The 16723-nt window shown below is 36.0% G+C and carries 16 protein-coding genes; 12 read left to right on the forward strand and 4 right to left on the reverse strand.

Translation table 11 applies throughout. From position 1 onward, the window contains the following. The first annotated feature begins 230 nt into the window (after positions 1–230). Complete coding sequence (gene map / locus J7J00_RS01610; RefSeq protein ID WP_214786888.1) at positions 231–971, forward strand: type I methionyl aminopeptidase; 741 nt, start codon at positions 231–233, stop codon at positions 969–971. Positions 972–1237: 266 nt separating this feature from the next. Here map and J7J00_RS01615 read toward each other — a convergent pair whose 3' ends face one another. Further along, positions 1238–2593 carry a D-serine ammonia-lyase gene (locus J7J00_RS01615; protein ID WP_214786890.1) on the reverse strand — a complete coding sequence of 452 codons (1356 nt, stop codon included), beginning with the start codon at positions 2591–2593 and terminating at the stop codon, positions 1238–1240. A gap of 151 nt (positions 2594–2744) precedes the next feature. Here J7J00_RS01615 and J7J00_RS01620 point away from each other — a divergent pair, with 151 nt between their 5' ends. After that, positions 2745–3290 (forward strand): helix-turn-helix domain-containing protein, encoded by a 546-nt coding sequence (locus J7J00_RS01620; protein ID WP_141992280.1) that lies wholly within the window; start codon positions 2745–2747, stop codon positions 3288–3290. 248 nt (positions 3291–3538) lie between these two features. Here the strand turns inward: J7J00_RS01620 and J7J00_RS01625 are convergent, their stop codons facing one another. Then, positions 3539–4126 (reverse strand): SET domain-containing protein, encoded by a 588-nt coding sequence (locus J7J00_RS01625; protein WP_214786892.1) that lies wholly within the window; start codon positions 4124–4126, stop codon positions 3539–3541. Between the two features lie 333 nt (positions 4127–4459). Between J7J00_RS01625 and J7J00_RS01630 the strand changes: the two genes are divergently transcribed. The 7 genes from J7J00_RS01630 to J7J00_RS01660 all read left to right on the forward strand — a co-directional run bounded on the left by J7J00_RS01630 (position 4460) and on the right by J7J00_RS01660 (position 12466). Then, complete coding sequence (locus J7J00_RS01630) at positions 4460–5104, forward strand: MBL fold metallo-hydrolase (protein WP_214786894.1); 645 nt, start codon at positions 4460–4462, stop codon at positions 5102–5104. Between the two features lie 146 nt (positions 5105–5250). Beyond that, the gene (locus J7J00_RS01635) at positions 5251–5658 is read left to right on the forward strand and encodes a YbaN family protein (RefSeq protein ID WP_309487120.1); all 408 of its coding nucleotides are present in this window, start codon (positions 5251–5253) and stop codon (positions 5656–5658) included. A gap of 633 nt (positions 5659–6291) precedes the next feature. Then, the gene (locus J7J00_RS01640; RefSeq protein ID WP_214786896.1) at positions 6292–7857 is read left to right on the forward strand and encodes an APC family permease; all 1566 of its coding nucleotides are present in this window, start codon (positions 6292–6294) and stop codon (positions 7855–7857) included. A 33-nt stretch (positions 7858–7890) separates the two neighbouring features. Beyond that, positions 7891–9210, forward strand: a complete 1320-nt coding sequence (gene argH / locus J7J00_RS01645; RefSeq protein ID WP_214786897.1) for an argininosuccinate lyase — start codon at positions 7891–7893, stop codon at positions 9208–9210. A 221-nt stretch (positions 9211–9431) separates the two neighbouring features. Next, complete coding sequence (locus tag J7J00_RS01650) at positions 9432–10727, forward strand: hypothetical protein (RefSeq protein ID WP_214786898.1); 1296 nt, start codon at positions 9432–9434, stop codon at positions 10725–10727. Between the two features lie 571 nt (positions 10728–11298). After that, positions 11299–11703, forward strand: a complete 405-nt coding sequence (locus tag J7J00_RS01655; RefSeq protein ID WP_214786900.1) for a DUF1259 domain-containing protein — start codon at positions 11299–11301, stop codon at positions 11701–11703. Between the two features lie 478 nt (positions 11704–12181). Further along, positions 12182–12466 carry a DUF4183 domain-containing protein gene (locus J7J00_RS01660; protein ID WP_214786902.1) on the forward strand — a complete coding sequence of 95 codons (285 nt, stop codon included), beginning with the start codon at positions 12182–12184 and terminating at the stop codon, positions 12464–12466. 94 nt (positions 12467–12560) lie between these two features. Here the strand turns inward: J7J00_RS01660 and J7J00_RS01665 are convergent, their stop codons facing one another. Further along, complete coding sequence (locus tag J7J00_RS01665) at positions 12561–12968, reverse strand: DUF4183 domain-containing protein (RefSeq protein ID WP_286201129.1); 408 nt, start codon at positions 12966–12968, stop codon at positions 12561–12563. A gap of 581 nt (positions 12969–13549) precedes the next feature. Next, on the reverse strand, positions 13550–14671 hold the full coding sequence (locus J7J00_RS01670; RefSeq protein ID WP_214786904.1) for a type II asparaginase: 1122 nt from the start codon (positions 14669–14671) through the stop codon (positions 13550–13552). A gap of 195 nt (positions 14672–14866) precedes the next feature. Between J7J00_RS01670 and J7J00_RS01675 the strand changes: the two genes are divergently transcribed. The 3 genes from J7J00_RS01675 to J7J00_RS01685 all read left to right on the forward strand — a co-directional run. Next, positions 14867–15070: a hypothetical protein gene (locus tag J7J00_RS01675; protein WP_214786906.1), complete on the forward strand. Its 204-nt coding sequence runs from the start codon at positions 14867–14869 to the stop codon at positions 15068–15070. A 267-nt stretch (positions 15071–15337) separates the two neighbouring features. After that, positions 15338–15487 carry a DNA-binding domain-containing protein gene (locus J7J00_RS01680; RefSeq protein WP_214786907.1) on the forward strand — a complete coding sequence of 50 codons (150 nt, stop codon included), beginning with the start codon at positions 15338–15340 and terminating at the stop codon, positions 15485–15487. A 294-nt stretch (positions 15488–15781) separates the two neighbouring features. Continuing rightward, on the forward strand, positions 15782–16723 hold a 942-nt coding region (locus J7J00_RS01685; RefSeq protein ID WP_214786909.1), incomplete at its 3' end, for a cation:dicarboxylate symporter family transporter.

Raw genomic sequence — 16723 nt, forward strand, 5'->3', positions numbered from 1 at the left:
GCTAAAGGGGGGCTGTTTGACCTTTGTTCAACAATTGGGCCAGATTGTTTAGTATAGGAATTTTTTAATAATAGAACGTTCTTAGAATTAGTTATGGTAAACTAATAGTAACTTTGTAAAAAAAGACCAAATTATTTACATTGCTTTTATTTTTAGAGAAAATAAAGGTACAATTAATACTTATTTAGCTTATGGATTATAGATTATAAACTATAATGAGGTAGGATAAAATGATTGCAAAAACAGAAGAAGATTTTAATGGTTTGAAGGAAATTGGCAAAATTGTTGCCTCGATTAGAGATGAATTGGTACAAAGAACAATTCCAGGGATAACGACCAAGGAACTTGATGATGTAGCCGGAGATCTTTTAGAAAAGGCAGGTGCAGTTTCAGCTCCAAAAGGTGAATATGATTTTCCTGGCTATACTTGCATTAGTACTAATGAAGAAGTGGCACATGGTATTCCGGGTCATCGGGTTATTCATGAAGGGGATCTAGTGAATATAGATGTATCTGCTTCAAAGAACGGTTATTTCGCAGATACAGGAATCTCATTTGTAGTAGGGGAGGGTGACGAAGTATTAACGAAATTATGCGACGTTGCTAAAAAGGCATTTGAAGCAGGTCTTAAGAAAGCAAAACCCGGTTCCAAAAAAAGCAGAATCGGAAAAGCAGTATTCGAAACAGCGAGACAGCATGGATTCACTGTTATCAAAAACCTTACAGGACATGGTGTTGGACGTGGAATACACGAAGCACCTGACCATATTTGTAATTATTATGATCCATGGGATAATGAACTATTAAAGGAAGGGATGGTTATCGCATTCGAACCATTTATCTCAACCTTTGAAGAAGAAGTATTCCAAAAAGAAGACGATTGGACCTATGCTACAGAAAAAAGCTATGTAGCTCAATTGGAACATACGATTATCCTTACTAAAAATGGTCCGATTATTGTTACACTTTAATTCAATTTTCGATCGGTGAACCAACACTTGAATAAGGGAGTTGCTTTAGCAGCTCTTTTTCTTATGGAGTTAAAGGGGCAGGCTAGCATTCATGCATTCTGCAGTACAGTTTTTTTGAGGAAAATTCGATCGTTGATTGGAACATAGGGCACGCGCTTTTCCCGCAGGAGTCTCGAACCTTCCGTTCCAATCAACTTTGTTTTAACATTTAGATAGAATTCCTTTTGCCTACACTCTTTTTTGTTTTATAGCCACGTACATTACTTCTATTTCTCTAACGCTAATTTCAACCCTTTTTGATAATATTGCTTCATCATTTCTTCAGGAACCATGCTTCCGCCAGTCCCCCAAATAATATGTGTACCATTACTCATCTTTTCCGTTAAATGATGCTTCTGTAAATAATCGATGCCCTCTTTACATAATTTACTTGGTCCTATCATGCCTGCTAGTGCTGAAGGTTCTAAATGGATCCCCTCTGTATCGACTAGTTCTTTTAGCAATTTATATAACTGTTCATCGCTAATCGTATAATTGCCGCTTAAAAAGGGTTCCATCGTTTTACCGACAAACCCAGATGGCTTTCCAACAGCTAGTCCATCCGCGTCTGTCACATTATCGATGCCAACATCTTGTACAGAAACTTTATCATGTAGTCCAGTCATTAAACCGAGTAACATGCATGGTGAGTGGGTAGGTTCTGCAAAGAAACAGTGAATATGGTCTTGATACAATAATTTCAAACCAAAAGCTACGCCTCCAGGACCACCACCTACTCCACATGGAAGGTAAACAAACAAAGGATGATTTTCATCTACAATTATCTCTAGCTCTTCCAATTGTTTCTTCAATCGGGATGCAGCCACTGCATATCCTAAAAATAGGTCGTGAGAATTTTCATCATCCACAAAATAGCATGTTGGGTCACTATCTGCTTGGATTCGGCCTTCCTCTACAGCTTTACTATAATCAGCTTCATATTCAATGACATTGACATTTTTACTTCTAAGCAAGTCTTTTTTCCACTGTTTTGCATCAGCTGACATATGAACGGAAACATTAAAACCTAACTTTGCACTGATGATACCGATACTAAGGCCTAAATTTCCAGTCGAGCCTACTGCGATTGAATATTTTGAGAAAAGGGTTCGGAACCTATCACTATCTAAAATCGAATAATCATCTTGAATGGTTAACAATTGATGTTGGAAAGCTAGTTCTTCCGCATGTTTGAGAATTTCATAAATCCCGCCTCTTGCTTTGATGGATCCTGATATAGGAAGGTGACTATCACATTTTAGTAATAATTCTCCTAATATAGGTTGTTGATAATCCTGTTCCAAGGATTGTTTCATGGCAGGAATTCTCACTAAAGGAGATTCTATGATACCGTTCGTTCCTTTTGTTTCAGGGAAAACCTTGGCGATATAGGGAGCAAAACGTTTCAACCTTTCCTCTGCATCTCTTACATCTTCTTGAGTAAGGGGGGATTTTTTAATTCCGGTTTGAAATTTTTCGACATTTGGATTGAGCCAAAATACTTCATCCATCGATATGAGCTTATTTAATAAAGGATATTTGTCTTTCCATGATTGTAATTCTTTGCTTTCAATCTCTTTCATTTGTTTGATCCTCCTCATTTTCTTGTAACAAATTGTTTTGTAAATTATAATTAAATAAAATTTAGTACAGTTTAACACACAATCATCTCTATGTTAATTTATATTAATTTTATTTAAGTGTGATTTAACAAGTCGTTAAGGAGTATCAATTATGGAAAATATAGATATTGGCAAGAAAGTTGAAAAATATAGAAAAGCTAAAGGATTGAGTAGTCGAGAGTTAGCGAAATTAGCTGAAATTACACCTTCAATGTTAAGCCAGATAGAACGAGGTTTGGCGAATCCTTCTATTCAAACCTTAAAGGTCTTAGCTAAAACCTTGAATGTCCCAACATTTAGTTTTTTACTTGAAGAAACGATTACGGAGGATTTAATCGTTAGGTCCAGTAAACGGAAGAAAATGATCATTGATAATTTGTCTTATGAGTTATTGTCACCTGATTTTACGGGTAATTTGGCAACAGCGATTATGAAAGTTCCTCCGAATATTTCCTCGTCGGAAAGCCCTATAGAACATAGAGGAGAGGAAGTGGCATTTATTTTGGAAGGGAAAATCAAGCTGTATTTAGGTGAAGAAGAATATATATTGGAAGCTGGTGATAGTGTGAAAATACCAGCGAATTTCAAACATAAATGGGAAAATAATTTTAGTCAGAATGCAGCTGTATTATTTTCAGTTACCCCGCCTGCGTTTTAATGAAAAAATTTTTCTTTCACAATTGGGGCAGATTGTTGAGGAAAGTTTTTAAGTAGGCTTGCTGAGATCTGCAAGGGATGGGCATAGAAAAGAAAAAAGACCAAACCTTGGCAGAGGTGGGGTCTTTTCTGGGTTTTAAACCCTCACGTTGATGATTTCATGTTCCATCTTGCTGAATCGCCAAAAAAGTTGGTTGAATGAACATTGAACAACCATCAGATCCGGTCTGTGTGGTTGTTTAGTTGCCATTACTCATCTTCATAGAGCGTAATAAAGGAATCCAGCTCGGCACGTCCCTCTGCAATTGCGTTTACCCTGTCGACGAACTCCGGTCGAATCAGATGACGCAACGGCTGGTCTACTTGATTCAATCGTTTGAATGCCTCCCGAGCCAACTCATCCCATTCCTTGTAGCGATGCAGATAATCATCCGGCATCACTACGGTGCTAGACGTCCCTTCCTCCGGTTCACACTCAAACGGTTCGTCTATCCCGAGCGATGCATAATCGCATGTTATTTGCTCTCCAGGTAGAATATCCCTCGAAGCAAATTCAATCTCATAGACCGTCGATACCACATTTGGACTGAAGCTGTGATTCATGTATCTGGCATGGTCCCAGCACAGCACGTAGCGGTCGTCATCGTTGAGGTAGGCATATTTATAGACGATTTCCCTTCGCACGATATCAAGCGATTCAATTTCATCTTCCTCGAGGATGATGTCCAAATCATCCAATGCCCAGATTATCGTTCCTTTTGGGATCATTTTTGTGGCAAAAATGCCCACACCAATCTTTTCATTGACAAACCGAATCTCGGTATCTGGATGTATCATCGATTCTGTTCACCCTTTCTCAAAACTTACTATTATGATATACAGCAGTTTCCTTTAGGTGACCGTTCGTTCGCGTATTTTATCCAAGTTCAATCAGCGGAATGTCCCCTGGAAAACGAAAAAAAGGCTCTTTTATTTTAGTTTCACAATTGGGCGCGATTCTTTAATGAGGATTGCTTTTCTTATGGAATAAAAGGGACAGATCAGGTGTAGGAGGACTATTACATGAATAATAGAATAATAATAAATGGAATAAATATTGAACTGTAGGTCCGGGGTTCCTTAAAAGTTGCTTGATTTTAATAATTTTGAATCAATAAGGAGAATTTTAGAATGAAAATAAAATGGTTTGGACATTCTGCCTTTTTACTAACATCCGAAAGTGGAACCAGGATTCTTATTGATCCATATCATCGCTTCATCCGTTACCGTATGCCGAGTGTTGAACCAGATATAGTTGCCGTTACACATAATCATTTCGATCACAATAAAATTGAAGCTGCAACAGGTGAATACTTGCTTGTTAATGAGCCGAAGGAATACATCCGCGAAGATGTAAGAATTAGTGGGTTTAAGACATTTCACGACAAGGTAAATGGCGAGAAGAGAGGCCCCAATACTTTATATCGTTTCCAAATGGATGGACTAACTATCTGTCACTGTGGAGATTTAGGACATATATTATCAGAAGAACAAGTAAATGAAATTGGAAAAGTGGATATTCTCATTATTCCTGTAGGAGGTACATTCACGATTAATGCAATAGAAGCTGCTCAAGTGATGCGTCAGTTGAAATCCACTATTACAATTCCCATGCACTATAGAACAAAGGCATTGTCGGTTGTTGGCTTGATGTTTTCAAAGGTAGATAAGTTTCTTCAGATTTCCGGACAGCGAACAACCGAGGTTGAGACATTGGATATTTCCAAAGAAAATTTGTCAGAATATGCTGGGGTCGTAACTATGCTGTATGAATGAATCGATAAGATATCCTGTTTATCTCATTTTTTAATTTATAACGGGTCAGATTAGTTCAAAAAGAAAAAGGGAAGATACTAATCAATGACGTTGAATCAATTAGACTTCCTCTTTATGTTATAAGGAGATAGAATATAAATAAAAAGGTGATTACAATAAAAAAAGTAAAAAGTATCCTATTTTTTCTTCTTGGGTCCATATCTCTTTTGATTGGTATTGCAGGGACTGTGTTACCCGTTCTGCCGGGCGGTCCGTTTTACTTATTTGCTGCTTTTTGCTTTGCTAAAAGTTCCAAGACGATTGAAAACTGGTTCAAACGCACCTCATTATATGAAAAATACGTTGTAGCATTCCTGCAAAAAAAAGGTATGACTCGAAAAGAGAAAATCAGAATCAATATAATTGCCGATTTCTTCATCATATTTTCTGTATTTTATGTGGACATCCTGTTAGTGAAAATCTTATTGATAGTGCTCGCCCTCTACAAACATTATTATTTCATTAAAAAAATTAAGACAATTGACCCGAACAATACAAAACAAAGAGCTTTTTGAAAATCCTATTCAAATAACGGGTCCTTACTTCAATAAGGGAGTTGCTTCGGCAGCTCTTTTTCCTATGGAACTAACGGGGCAGGGGAGTAAGAAAATCAATGTATTTTGGATAAGAAGGCCGCCAATTGGCGGCCTTTTGAATGTAAAAAGTGCCCTTAATGAGGTCTTCCCACATAACCATCTAGTTAAAATTCCATAACTCCTCCAGAATGAAATTTTTGGGCTCGTTTGTAAAAAAACATAAGCCCTTTTTCGTTTGGGGTGGGTTGTTTTCTTATGTAAATGGGCCCGCATGAAGTGGGTGATTCCTGCCTTACTCAGTGAACGAAATCCTTTAGTGTTTTGTGTTGTGAATTTTCAAAAAATAATATTGCAAAATGTAAACAATTCAAATAAAATCAATTTAAGGTAATTACGTTTTTTTAACCTTAAAATAAATCTACAATTGAGCTAATCCTTTTTGGCTAAGCTAAGTCCTAGTTGTTAGTTTGGATTTTGTTCCATCCATTAGGTAAAGTTAGCTTCCCGAAGTATTGCCTTAAAAATTTGAAAGGAGTTATTTATCTTAGGTACAGTACTAAGCTATCCATGTTTGCAAATAATAATATACCCCATTAAGAGAGAGGGAATTTCATGAATCAAGAACGATATTTGAAAAAGAAAATGGGCTTTTGGTCACTTACTGCATTATCTCTTGGAGGAATTATTGGATCAAGTTGGCTTTTTGGACCATGGAATACGGCAAAAATGGCTGGACCAGCTGCTATTATGTCTTGGATTATTGCTGCATTCGTCATTACTCTAATAGCTCTTGTTTATGCTGAATTAGCAAGGGTAAGGCCAGAAACAGGTGGTTTAGGTCGTTATCCCCTTTATTCCCATGGGAAATTACTTGCTACAGTGACTAGTTATTCGATTTGGCTTGGCTACTGTGCCACTGCACCCGTTGAATCATCGGGAGTTATTCAATACGCTAATGAGTTCTGGCCAGGACTATATGATATATCTAAGGAGCAACTAACGACAACAGGAATTCTAGCATCGACTGTTTTAATGGTGTTCTTTGTTGTGGTGAACTATTTTGGAGTGAAATTATTTGCTGTCACGAATACCATTATTACCACGATTAAATTTATAGTACCTGTCCTAACCATCATTGCTTTTTTTATGACAGGTTTTCATGAAGAGAATTATACGAGTGATGGGTTTGCCCCTTATGGATATGGCGCAGGATTAAGCGCAATCTTAACTAGTGGTATATTTTTTGCCTATACAGGATTCGGGAATGTGGTAATGATGAGCGGCGAGGTGGTAAACCCAAGACGGAATATTCCACTTGCTCTTATCACATCGCTGTCAGTCTCAGCAATTTTATATGTTTTACTTCAAATCGTTTTTATAGGGGCCGTACCGCCCGAAATGCTAGCTAATGGTTGGAGTGGAATTAAATTTGACTCTCCATTTGCGAATTTAGCACTTATGGCGAATATGGTTTGGCTGTCCTGGACCATTACAGCGGACGCAATGATTTCCCCAACTGGATCGGCACTTGCTTATACAGCTGGAACTTCAAGACATGTTTTTGGAATGGCGAAGAGTGGATTCCTTCCATCTTATTTCGGAACTATTAATAAAAGATTTGGAGTCCCAACACGTGCACTCACTCTCAACTTCCTCATTGGGTTACTTTTCTTGTTCCCTTTAAAGAGTTGGACCGCAATTGTAGCAATCGTTGGGGCAATTGGGATTTTTAAATACGCCTCAGCATGTGTCACAGTAATGGTGTTTCGTAAGGTTGGTTTGACAAAAGACAACGGTATCCCAGGCATGAATTTTATTGCTCCTTTAGCCTTTGTATTTGCCACTCTACTTATTTATTGGACAAATTGGAGTAGGGTTCAACTTGCAATTTGGGGATTAGCAATTGGAATTGTTGGATATTTAATTACGCATTTTATCAATAAACATAAATCGATGGAGATTATTGGTGGGATCTATCTCGTCATTTATATTCTGATGCTCGTTGGGATATCATCAATCGGAAATTTTGGTGGTAAGGGTATTATTCCAGAGCCATTTATGTCTTACATCGTGGCAATAATAGGATTCGTTTTTTACTATTTCGCCGTTTATAACGGAGTCTGGTACATGCGGAAAAAGGGGAATGTTCAAGAATTGCTGGATATGGATAACAATTAAATGCAACTTCATTTTACAAAAGGAGAAATGGTTATGAAGCTTTGGGGTGGACGTTTTAGAAAAGAAGAAAATAAATTAATGGAGGACTTTAATAGTTCTCTTCATGTTGATATGAGACTTTATTCTGAAGATATTAAAGGGAGTATTGCACATGTAAATATGCTTGTGAAATGTGAATTGCTTACCAAGGAAGAAGGAGAAAGTATTATTAAGTCACTTCTTTCTATATTGGAAGATATCGAGAGCGGAACATTAGTGATCGAAGGGGATTTTGAAGATATTCATAGTTTTGTTGAAGCAACATTAACTGAACGAATAGGTGAAACAGCAAAAAAACTCCATACAGCAAGAAGTCGAAATGATCAAGTTGCTTTAGATATCAGGCTTTACGCTAAAAATAAGGCGTTAGAAGTGATCGAGTATATTGAAGAGCTACAAAATAACCTGGAAGAAAAGGCAAAAGCAAACAATGTGATTATGCCCGGATACACCCATCTACAGCGAGCTCAAGTAGTAACTCTTAAGCACCATTTAATGGCCTACTTTAATATGCTGGATAGGGACAGAAAAAGAGTTCTTAATGCAATTGAAATTTTGAACGAAAGTCCACTGGGGTGTGGAGCCTTGGCAGGGACGACTCATGTTATAGACCGAGAAATGACAGCAGAGGAGTTAGGGTTTTCAAAACCTTTAAACAATTTCCTCGATGGTGTTAGTGATAGAGATTACCTTTTAGAATTAATGTCTAGTTTTTCGATCATCATGATGCATTTAAGCAGATTAAGTGAAGAGCTGATTTTATGGAGCAGTCAAGAGTTTAAATTTATTAGTATTGATGACGCATATTCTACAGGTAGTAGCATTATGCCTCAAAAGAAAAATCCTGATGCAGCAGAGCTTATAAGAGGAAAAACAGGAAGAGTATATGGTTCTCTTACTTCACTTTTAACAACGATGAAAGGGTTACCATTGGCTTATAATAAAGATATGCAGGAAGATAAAGAACCATTTTTTGATGCATTGGATACAGTTTTGTCTTGTCTAGAAATTATGTCTAATATGATTTCTACCATGAAGGTGAATACTGAAAATATGAAAAAAGCTGTAAAATATGGCTTCCTCAATGCAACAGAAGTCGCTGATTATTTAGTTAGCAAAGGGGTTGCGTTCAGAGATGCCCACAGTATCGTTGGTTCTATTGTCATTTATTGTGAAGATCATAATAAAGCAATAGAAGAGTTGACTCTAGACGAATTGAAGAGCTTAAATCCATTAATTGAAGGGGACTTATATAACTTTATTGATTATCAAAATATATTAAATAAAGGCATTAAGGTGAATTTACTAAAATAATCTAGTTTTTTCCAATCGAAGAGCTATTGCATAGAGGATAAGTACGATCTATGCTAATAGCTCTTTATATTTTTTTAAACATATTCAAACTCCCCTTTTAAATCAAAAAATACAATGTTTTGTGATAAATGTTTTTCCAATAGAAGAAGGATTAAACTTTAATTTCTTTCATTTTAAAGATAAGATTAAAGAAATTAAGTTTTTGAACTAAGGAGAAAAATATGTATAAAATTGGGGTAGTTGGTCCTAATTCATCAGTTGAGCGCATTATTAATTTAGGTAAAGAATATGAGTCGATCATGGAATTTAAAGCCTACCCATATGAGGATTTCAGAGAAACTGAAAAAATCGTTTTGGAATTCAATAAAAATGTGGATGTCTGGTTTTTTTCAGGCCAAATTTCATATATGGTTGCAAAAAATACTGTGGGAATAGGGGAAAACCTATTATATATTCATCATACTGAATCAGGCATTTATAAAAGTCTTTTGCATATGGGATATTTCCAAAAGGAATTTTTAAGTAAAGTAAGCATCGATGAAATAACTACAACCCATTTAGAGCAGGCGTTAAAACAAATTGATATTACTCCAAAAGAAATGTATATAAAAAACTTCAATATTAATTCAAGCACGGAAGAATTAATCGCATTCCATCTTGATTTATGGAAAGCCGGAAAAACGGAAGGTGCAATAACTTGTTTCGAGGCTGTATATCTAAATTTAAAAGAAGCAGGAGTACCAACCTATCGAATATCTACAACTGATATGGAAATTCGCCAATCATTAAGAATTCTTGCAGAAAAATCGAGAACTTTTTATTTTAGAGACACCCAAATTGGTGTTCAAATTATTGAAATTGAACATTTTGAGAAAATATTTGAGAAAGCTAAAAGCTCGTACCATCTACAATTTTTAGAGATAAAACTAAAAGAAACTCTTCTTAGATTTTGCGAACAATTGGAGGGGTCATTAGTTGAGAAGGGGAACGGCCGTTACTTTATCTTTAGTACACGGGGTACAATTGAATCCAAAATCAAAGATTTAAAAGATACTGTCTTTCTGTTGTCAAATGAATCCAATGCTACTGTAACCGTAGGAATTGGATATGGTCAAACACTTCACTCAGCAGAAATAAACGCTCAGCGTGCGATCCAACTTTCAAAAGAAAAGTCAGAGAAGGGCATCGTCATTGTACAAGAGGACGGAACAATGATCGAGTCTGCGGGTGAAGAGGAAGAATTGCGTTTTTCTTACCGGATAGATGACAAGGATTTTATGGAAAAACTAAAAAAAGCCAAAATAAGTGTGAAAAATTATAATAAATTATATGCTTTAGTTAACAGATTGAAACTGAACGATTTTACAATAAAAGATTTAACAACTCATCTCTATTGGGATGAAAGTAATGCACGGCGTATTGTAGTAAGTTTATGTGAAGTAGATTTAGCAGAAATCATTGGTGAGGAATCTTATTCTTCTCGAGGAAGACCAAGTAAAATTTATCGTTTAAAATAGCACCCATTTTTCGGGTGTTTTTAGACTTTTAGCTTTTATCCCTGAGTGCAGCATTAAACTAGATCTTAAAATAACGCATGATTTTACCGTTATATTGCCAAAGGACTTCTATAAAGAAAATGAAATACAAGATAGCTCGGCTATTTAAAGGCATCCATTAAGGGTGCCTGATTTTTTTATGTGAACCTGACAACCGTATAGGCCTTTTTTTATAATGCTTGTCTAGGCATATAAACTTAAAGGATGTTTCTTAGCTTATATGAATATAACTTTCCAATTTAACCGGTTTCTTGTTACACACCGGAACAGACCAATTACCCTTATGCAACTAAAGGGCAGGATTGTTCAATTAATATTGAATTCAAAGGTCACGAAATTTATTCATAAATTGTGCACAGTGTTTTAAGTCAAAAAAATCGTCCTTGGTATAATAAATAAGTGAGTGTTTTTATGAATTGACCCAATGAGGTATGTTATTTCCAATCATTTGCCCAATCTTAAATAATCCACCCGCATACAATGAAACCAGATTACGAGGGTACAAATGGTTTTATTATAAGGAGTGAATATGATGGGTAAGGACTCAAAAAGGGATTTATGCAGTGAATTTGCAAGGATTCTTGACGGTGATGCAAGTTTTATGAATGGAGTATGTCTAGTTCAAAGATTTAGAGACATACCATTTAAAATACTTGGAAGGAGAACTAATTCACCGTTAGTAAACCCTCAATTTTTCAGCTTTGAGAATATAGATAGTAAAGGAAATGCACTAAATCTAGGTGAAACAGTTCTACTTCAAGCCGAGATAAATCCATTGTTAACAGAATTAAGGGAAAGGGATATTATTGTAACGGCAGTTCATAATCATTGGTTGTTTGAAAATCCTAGAGCCATGTATATGCATTTTGAATCAATCGAACCACCATTGGAATTTGCTCGAAAAATTCGAGAAGCATTCAAAGTCTTAAAAGGTTAAGTTGAAAAAAATTTTAATTAGGAGCTAAAATCAGAATGTCTTATGCAACTAACGGGTGCGTTCGTATTAAGGTTAGCCAGTTTATACTGGTTGACCTTTTTTAATAGAATCTATTATATCAGTAGCCAGGGGAAGACGTACGGGTGTGTATTTTCCCGTTTATCTAATCCGGCTGGGGTTGGTAAAGGGTAAAGTGTGCCTTTTTATCTTGTATTTAGAAAAAAGTTCGTAAAAGAACTAAATAGCAATATCCTTCGTGATCTTGTAAAACCAATATCCAAACGTTTTTCATAAGGTAGTTTCACATTAGTCCCAATTGAGTCTAAATCATAAAATTATTAGTAGGGGGGAATCAATTTGAATCATTTGCCGTTCCCTAATTCGAAGTATGAAATAAGATAGTTAATAGGGGGAAGGACAACCTCTTCAGGACTGTCTGGAAAACCCCGTACATTTGAAAGAGAAGGGAGTTAAATAAATGCCAATAATTAAGCCCTTTATGGCTTCCAGAAAGTTTACTGCCACAATAGGAGATGGTACAGGTACAGGTGCGACGTTTGCAATTGCAGCAACAACCTTTACGGATGACACTGGTGCAGCTGTAACCGCATTTCCAGGTTCATTTGCTTATTATGTTTTATATATAAATGCTCAGATTCAAACAGCTGATACCTCAACCCTTACTACTACTACTATAACTATTCCAGATGGCGATGCACTTGATGATGCAACTCCAATTGTTATCGAAGTTGTAGTCAACTAATACTCATGATTTGCTAATGAAAAAATGCCGGTAATCAATAAAGTGATTGTCCGGCATTTTGTTAATTGGATGCGTAAGAACCTTCACTTTTTCTTTATCCATAAATTATTACAAATTGAAGAATAATAGGGGCTCCAGATAGGGGTAAATCGTTAGAGAATGTAAGTTTTCCCTGTTCTACTGTGTAATTTATATTTGGCTGTAAAATTCCATTTATAAATAAGTTTATATAAGATACGCTGTTTGGATCAAGAATCCTGGAACTTCCGTATTTTAACACTCCATCTTGATTGGTATAAATCCTTTTTATACCGTCAGAGATTGCAGTATATTGAAAAGTTTTTACCTTTAAAATGTTAGCTGGATTTGGGTTTTCCCTCACTGGATAAATATTTGGACAACCTCTTGGTGGACTTGGTGATAAACAAATATCTTTATTATACAGTCCTGTTTTCTTTTGTTGCTGGTGCATGCTGTGAAAACCGATTAATTTCTTAGTCATAACTTGCTATTCATTCCTCCTTTTTGGATAATGATGCTTCGAAAATCTCTGTATTTGTTCTATATATCCCTTACACTTATATATTCATTTCTTTTGGTTAAGGTATGGGTTCTACATCCTTTACGGTTTTCTCGTCATACACATTTTTTTTACTCTTTACGACTTTCCACTTCTTTTATCTTCAAGCTACCATCCTTTTTACTTTATATCTCTTTCCCATCCCGTTCACTCCTTTTATACATAACACCTACTCGCTGCTTCATCCATCTTTACTCCTACCGGCGACGACTGCAAAGCCGTGTAAATACAGAGGACCAAAACCAAAACCTAGATAGTTTGAACAACTTACAAAATACGGGAGTGGAGATTGTACTTAACTAGCAGTTGCGTTAGTTCTTTAAAGGGCTGTGACTTGAACTGCACCCCAATTGTTAGACAACATCTAACAATTGGAGGTGCAATTTTTTGACTAAATATACGATAGACGAAATAGTTAAAAATAAATAAAAGCATACGTTGGACCATCGTATGCTTTAAATTTCATTCACTTTTAGTTAATCAAGGAATTCAAATTTTAATTATTAATATTCGTTAAAAAATTGCTGAATTTCTTTTGGATCATCTGTTTTTGTTAATGCAAGCATCGTCAAAATGCGTGCCTTTTGAGGATTAAGTGAGTCCGCTGTAACAAAATTATTTTCATCGTCAATCTTTTCTCTCGTAACAATACCATTTCCTACCCGGCTAGAGCGAGTAATAATCACGCCTTTTTTGACAGCGTCTTTAGCACCCTCAAAAGCAGTATCAGAAGTTAAACCGTTTCCTTCACCTGCTATTATGATCCCTTTAGCTCCTGCTTTCACAGATGCATCGTAAAAATATCTACTATCATTTTGATAGCTATAAATAATGTCCACTTGAGGAAGTTTATCTAGTTTTGATACATCAAACACCGATTTGGTTGTGTGTTTACGAGTAGGTTCATTGTAGAAAAATATTTTATTACCTGCGATTGCTCCTAAATAGCCTTGTTCCTCCGATTGGAATGTATCTGTCATGGTTGTATTGGTTTTTGTTATATAACGTGCAGAACCTATCCGGTCATTTAATGAGATTAAAACACCTTTGTTCTTAGCATCTTTACTAGCAGCAATTTTTACAGCATTATATAAGTTTAAAGGTCCATCTGCGCTTATAGCTGTAGCCGGTCTCATTGATCCAACAATCACGACAGGTTTGTTGCTTTTTACGACCAGATTCAGAAAGTAAGCAGTTTCTTCTAAGGTATCTGTTCCATGCGTTACGACAATTCCATCAACGTCTTTAGATTTTAATAACTCATTTATTCGTTTCGCCAACTTTAATAAAGTTTTATTATCCATATTGTTACTGCCAATATTGGCGATTTGTTCACCACTCACATTTGCTACTTGTTTTAGTTCAGGTACAGCTTTAATTAGTGTTTCAACACCAAGTGCTCCTGCTTGATAACCAGTTGTGTCAGTATTGGACGTTGCAGAACCTGCAATCGTTCCACCAGTAGCTAAAATTTTTACATTGTTTAACTTGGGATTTGTTGAAGTTGCTTCCACTTTCTCTTCTTTTGGATTACTATTTGCTGAGCTATGGATAACAGTGATAGATCCAGAAAATAATAGTGTAACTGATAGAAACGTGATTCCTAGATATTTTTTTATGTTCATGTGTCTAGTTAGCTCCTTCTTTATTAAATTATGTACGATACATGAAAATACTAGCATATCTAGATATTACTAACAATATATATATATATTAGGTCATCTTACATGATTTTTGTACTGTCGGAAAAAGCCATAGAAAGGTAGACCAGTTTCTTATGATGATATTGCCAATACCCTCAGTGAAGTCATTGGTCAAGAGTGAAGGTCCAACATGTTGATGATGTTAGGTATGGTGCATTTTTACAACAAGTTGGAATGCCAGGAACAGTCGTAGATAGCTTAGTAAAGACAAGAGCAGCCATTCGTGAAGGTTACTTAGATGTAGAAGATAATACGCTTGAAACCTTATTAAAACGTCCTGCTGTTACAGTACAAGAAGCTTTAAAAAGTATGGATAAATAGTTGTTATACTATAATTGGAGCATAGGCTATGATCTAATAAAAATATTAATTAATGCAGATTATGAAAAAAAGTACTTAAATTAACGGGTGCTTTCCTTCATTTAGGCCCAGTCACCACAGGGTTGCTGCTCTAATCCGTCGTAATTTACTGAGGTAACCCTAGTGTGCCTTGTCTAAATAACCTATACCGGTCTCCCGCCTTTCTTACCTCTTGATCTTGCTGCTTGAAGATCCGACTTTGTTCGTTCACTAATATTAAGTTAGAAAATGGAAAATTACGCTACAAAGTTTTTAGATTTTGCCACGGTCCGCCAAAAGATGACAGCACTGCAAAAAGGCTCAGGAGCAAGCAGCGTTTATAGTCGAATTAACGTGAAAAAATTCTTTCAAGTTCTTTATTTTGAAACAAAGCGATAGAAGTAGGAATCATTAATTATCCAAACATGCGAAAGAACAAGTACTCTTATACTTGTTCTTTCGCATGTTTGCATGCGTAAAAGAATGGGTGCGATTACAATTCAGAAAATTCTAAAATAATAAATGTTAGTTTTTGTAGTTTTTTGTAGGATGATGTAATTTCAATGATAAAGTAAATGAAAAGTTAAGTTTTTATTAACAATGGTAATCGTTATGGGATACAGAGTCAGGTAGCAAAGGTCAAAAAGTAAAAAGAGCTTAAGCATAATGAAAAAGGAAAGGTGAGGAAAGTAAATGAAGAAATTCAAATTAAGTTTAGCTAGCCAAATTTTCATTGGTTTAATTTTAGGGATTATCGTTGGTGCCATTTTTTATGGTAATGAGACGGCCCAAAACTTTTTACAGCCATTCGGAGACATTTTCCTACGAATGATTAAAATGATTGTAGTGCCGATCATCGTTTCAAGCCTTATCGTTGCAGTTGCTGGTGTAGGCGATTTGAAAGCGGTAGGTAAACTAGGTGCTAAATCATTATCATACTTTGTTGCAGTAACTATGATAGCGATTGCTGTTGGTTTAATTTCAGCGAATATCATCCAGCCTGGTGCTGGTGTGAATATGAATAATCTGGAACAAACTGATATCTCCACATATGTGGATACAGCAGAAACTAAGCAGCATGAATCGTTCGTGGATACACTTGTACACATTGTGCCATCCAATCCAGTTAAGGCCATGGTAGAAGGCGATATGCTAGCGATCATTTTCTTCTCCGTGTTGTTTGGACTTAGTATTGCGGCCATCGGTGAAAAGGGTAAACCAGTATTCCGATTCTTCCAAGGTACAGCTGAAGGAATGTTCTATCTAACTAACATGGTTATGAAATTCGCTCCTATCGGTGTATTTGCACTAATCGGTGTGACCATCTCCAAGTTCGGTTTGGAATCTTTAATCCCGCTAGGAAAGTTAGCGCTTTCTGTATACGGATCAATGATTTTCTTTGTAATTGTCATTCTGGGTCTTATAGCGAAATTTGTAGGATTCAATATCTTTACGTTGATTAAACTTCTAAAAGAAGAATTGATACTTGCGTTCTCTACAGCAAGTTCAGAAGCGGTTCTTCCGAAAATCATGGAAAAAATGGAGAAAGCGGGATGTCCGAAACATATTGCTACATTTGTTATTCCGACTGGATACTCTTTTAACCTTGATGGCTCTACATTGTACCAAGCGTTA

This window comes from Bacillus sp. ISL-4 (genome assembly GCF_018613275.1).
GTDB lineage: Bacteria > Bacillota > Bacilli > Bacillales > DSM-1321 > Peribacillus > Peribacillus simplex_E.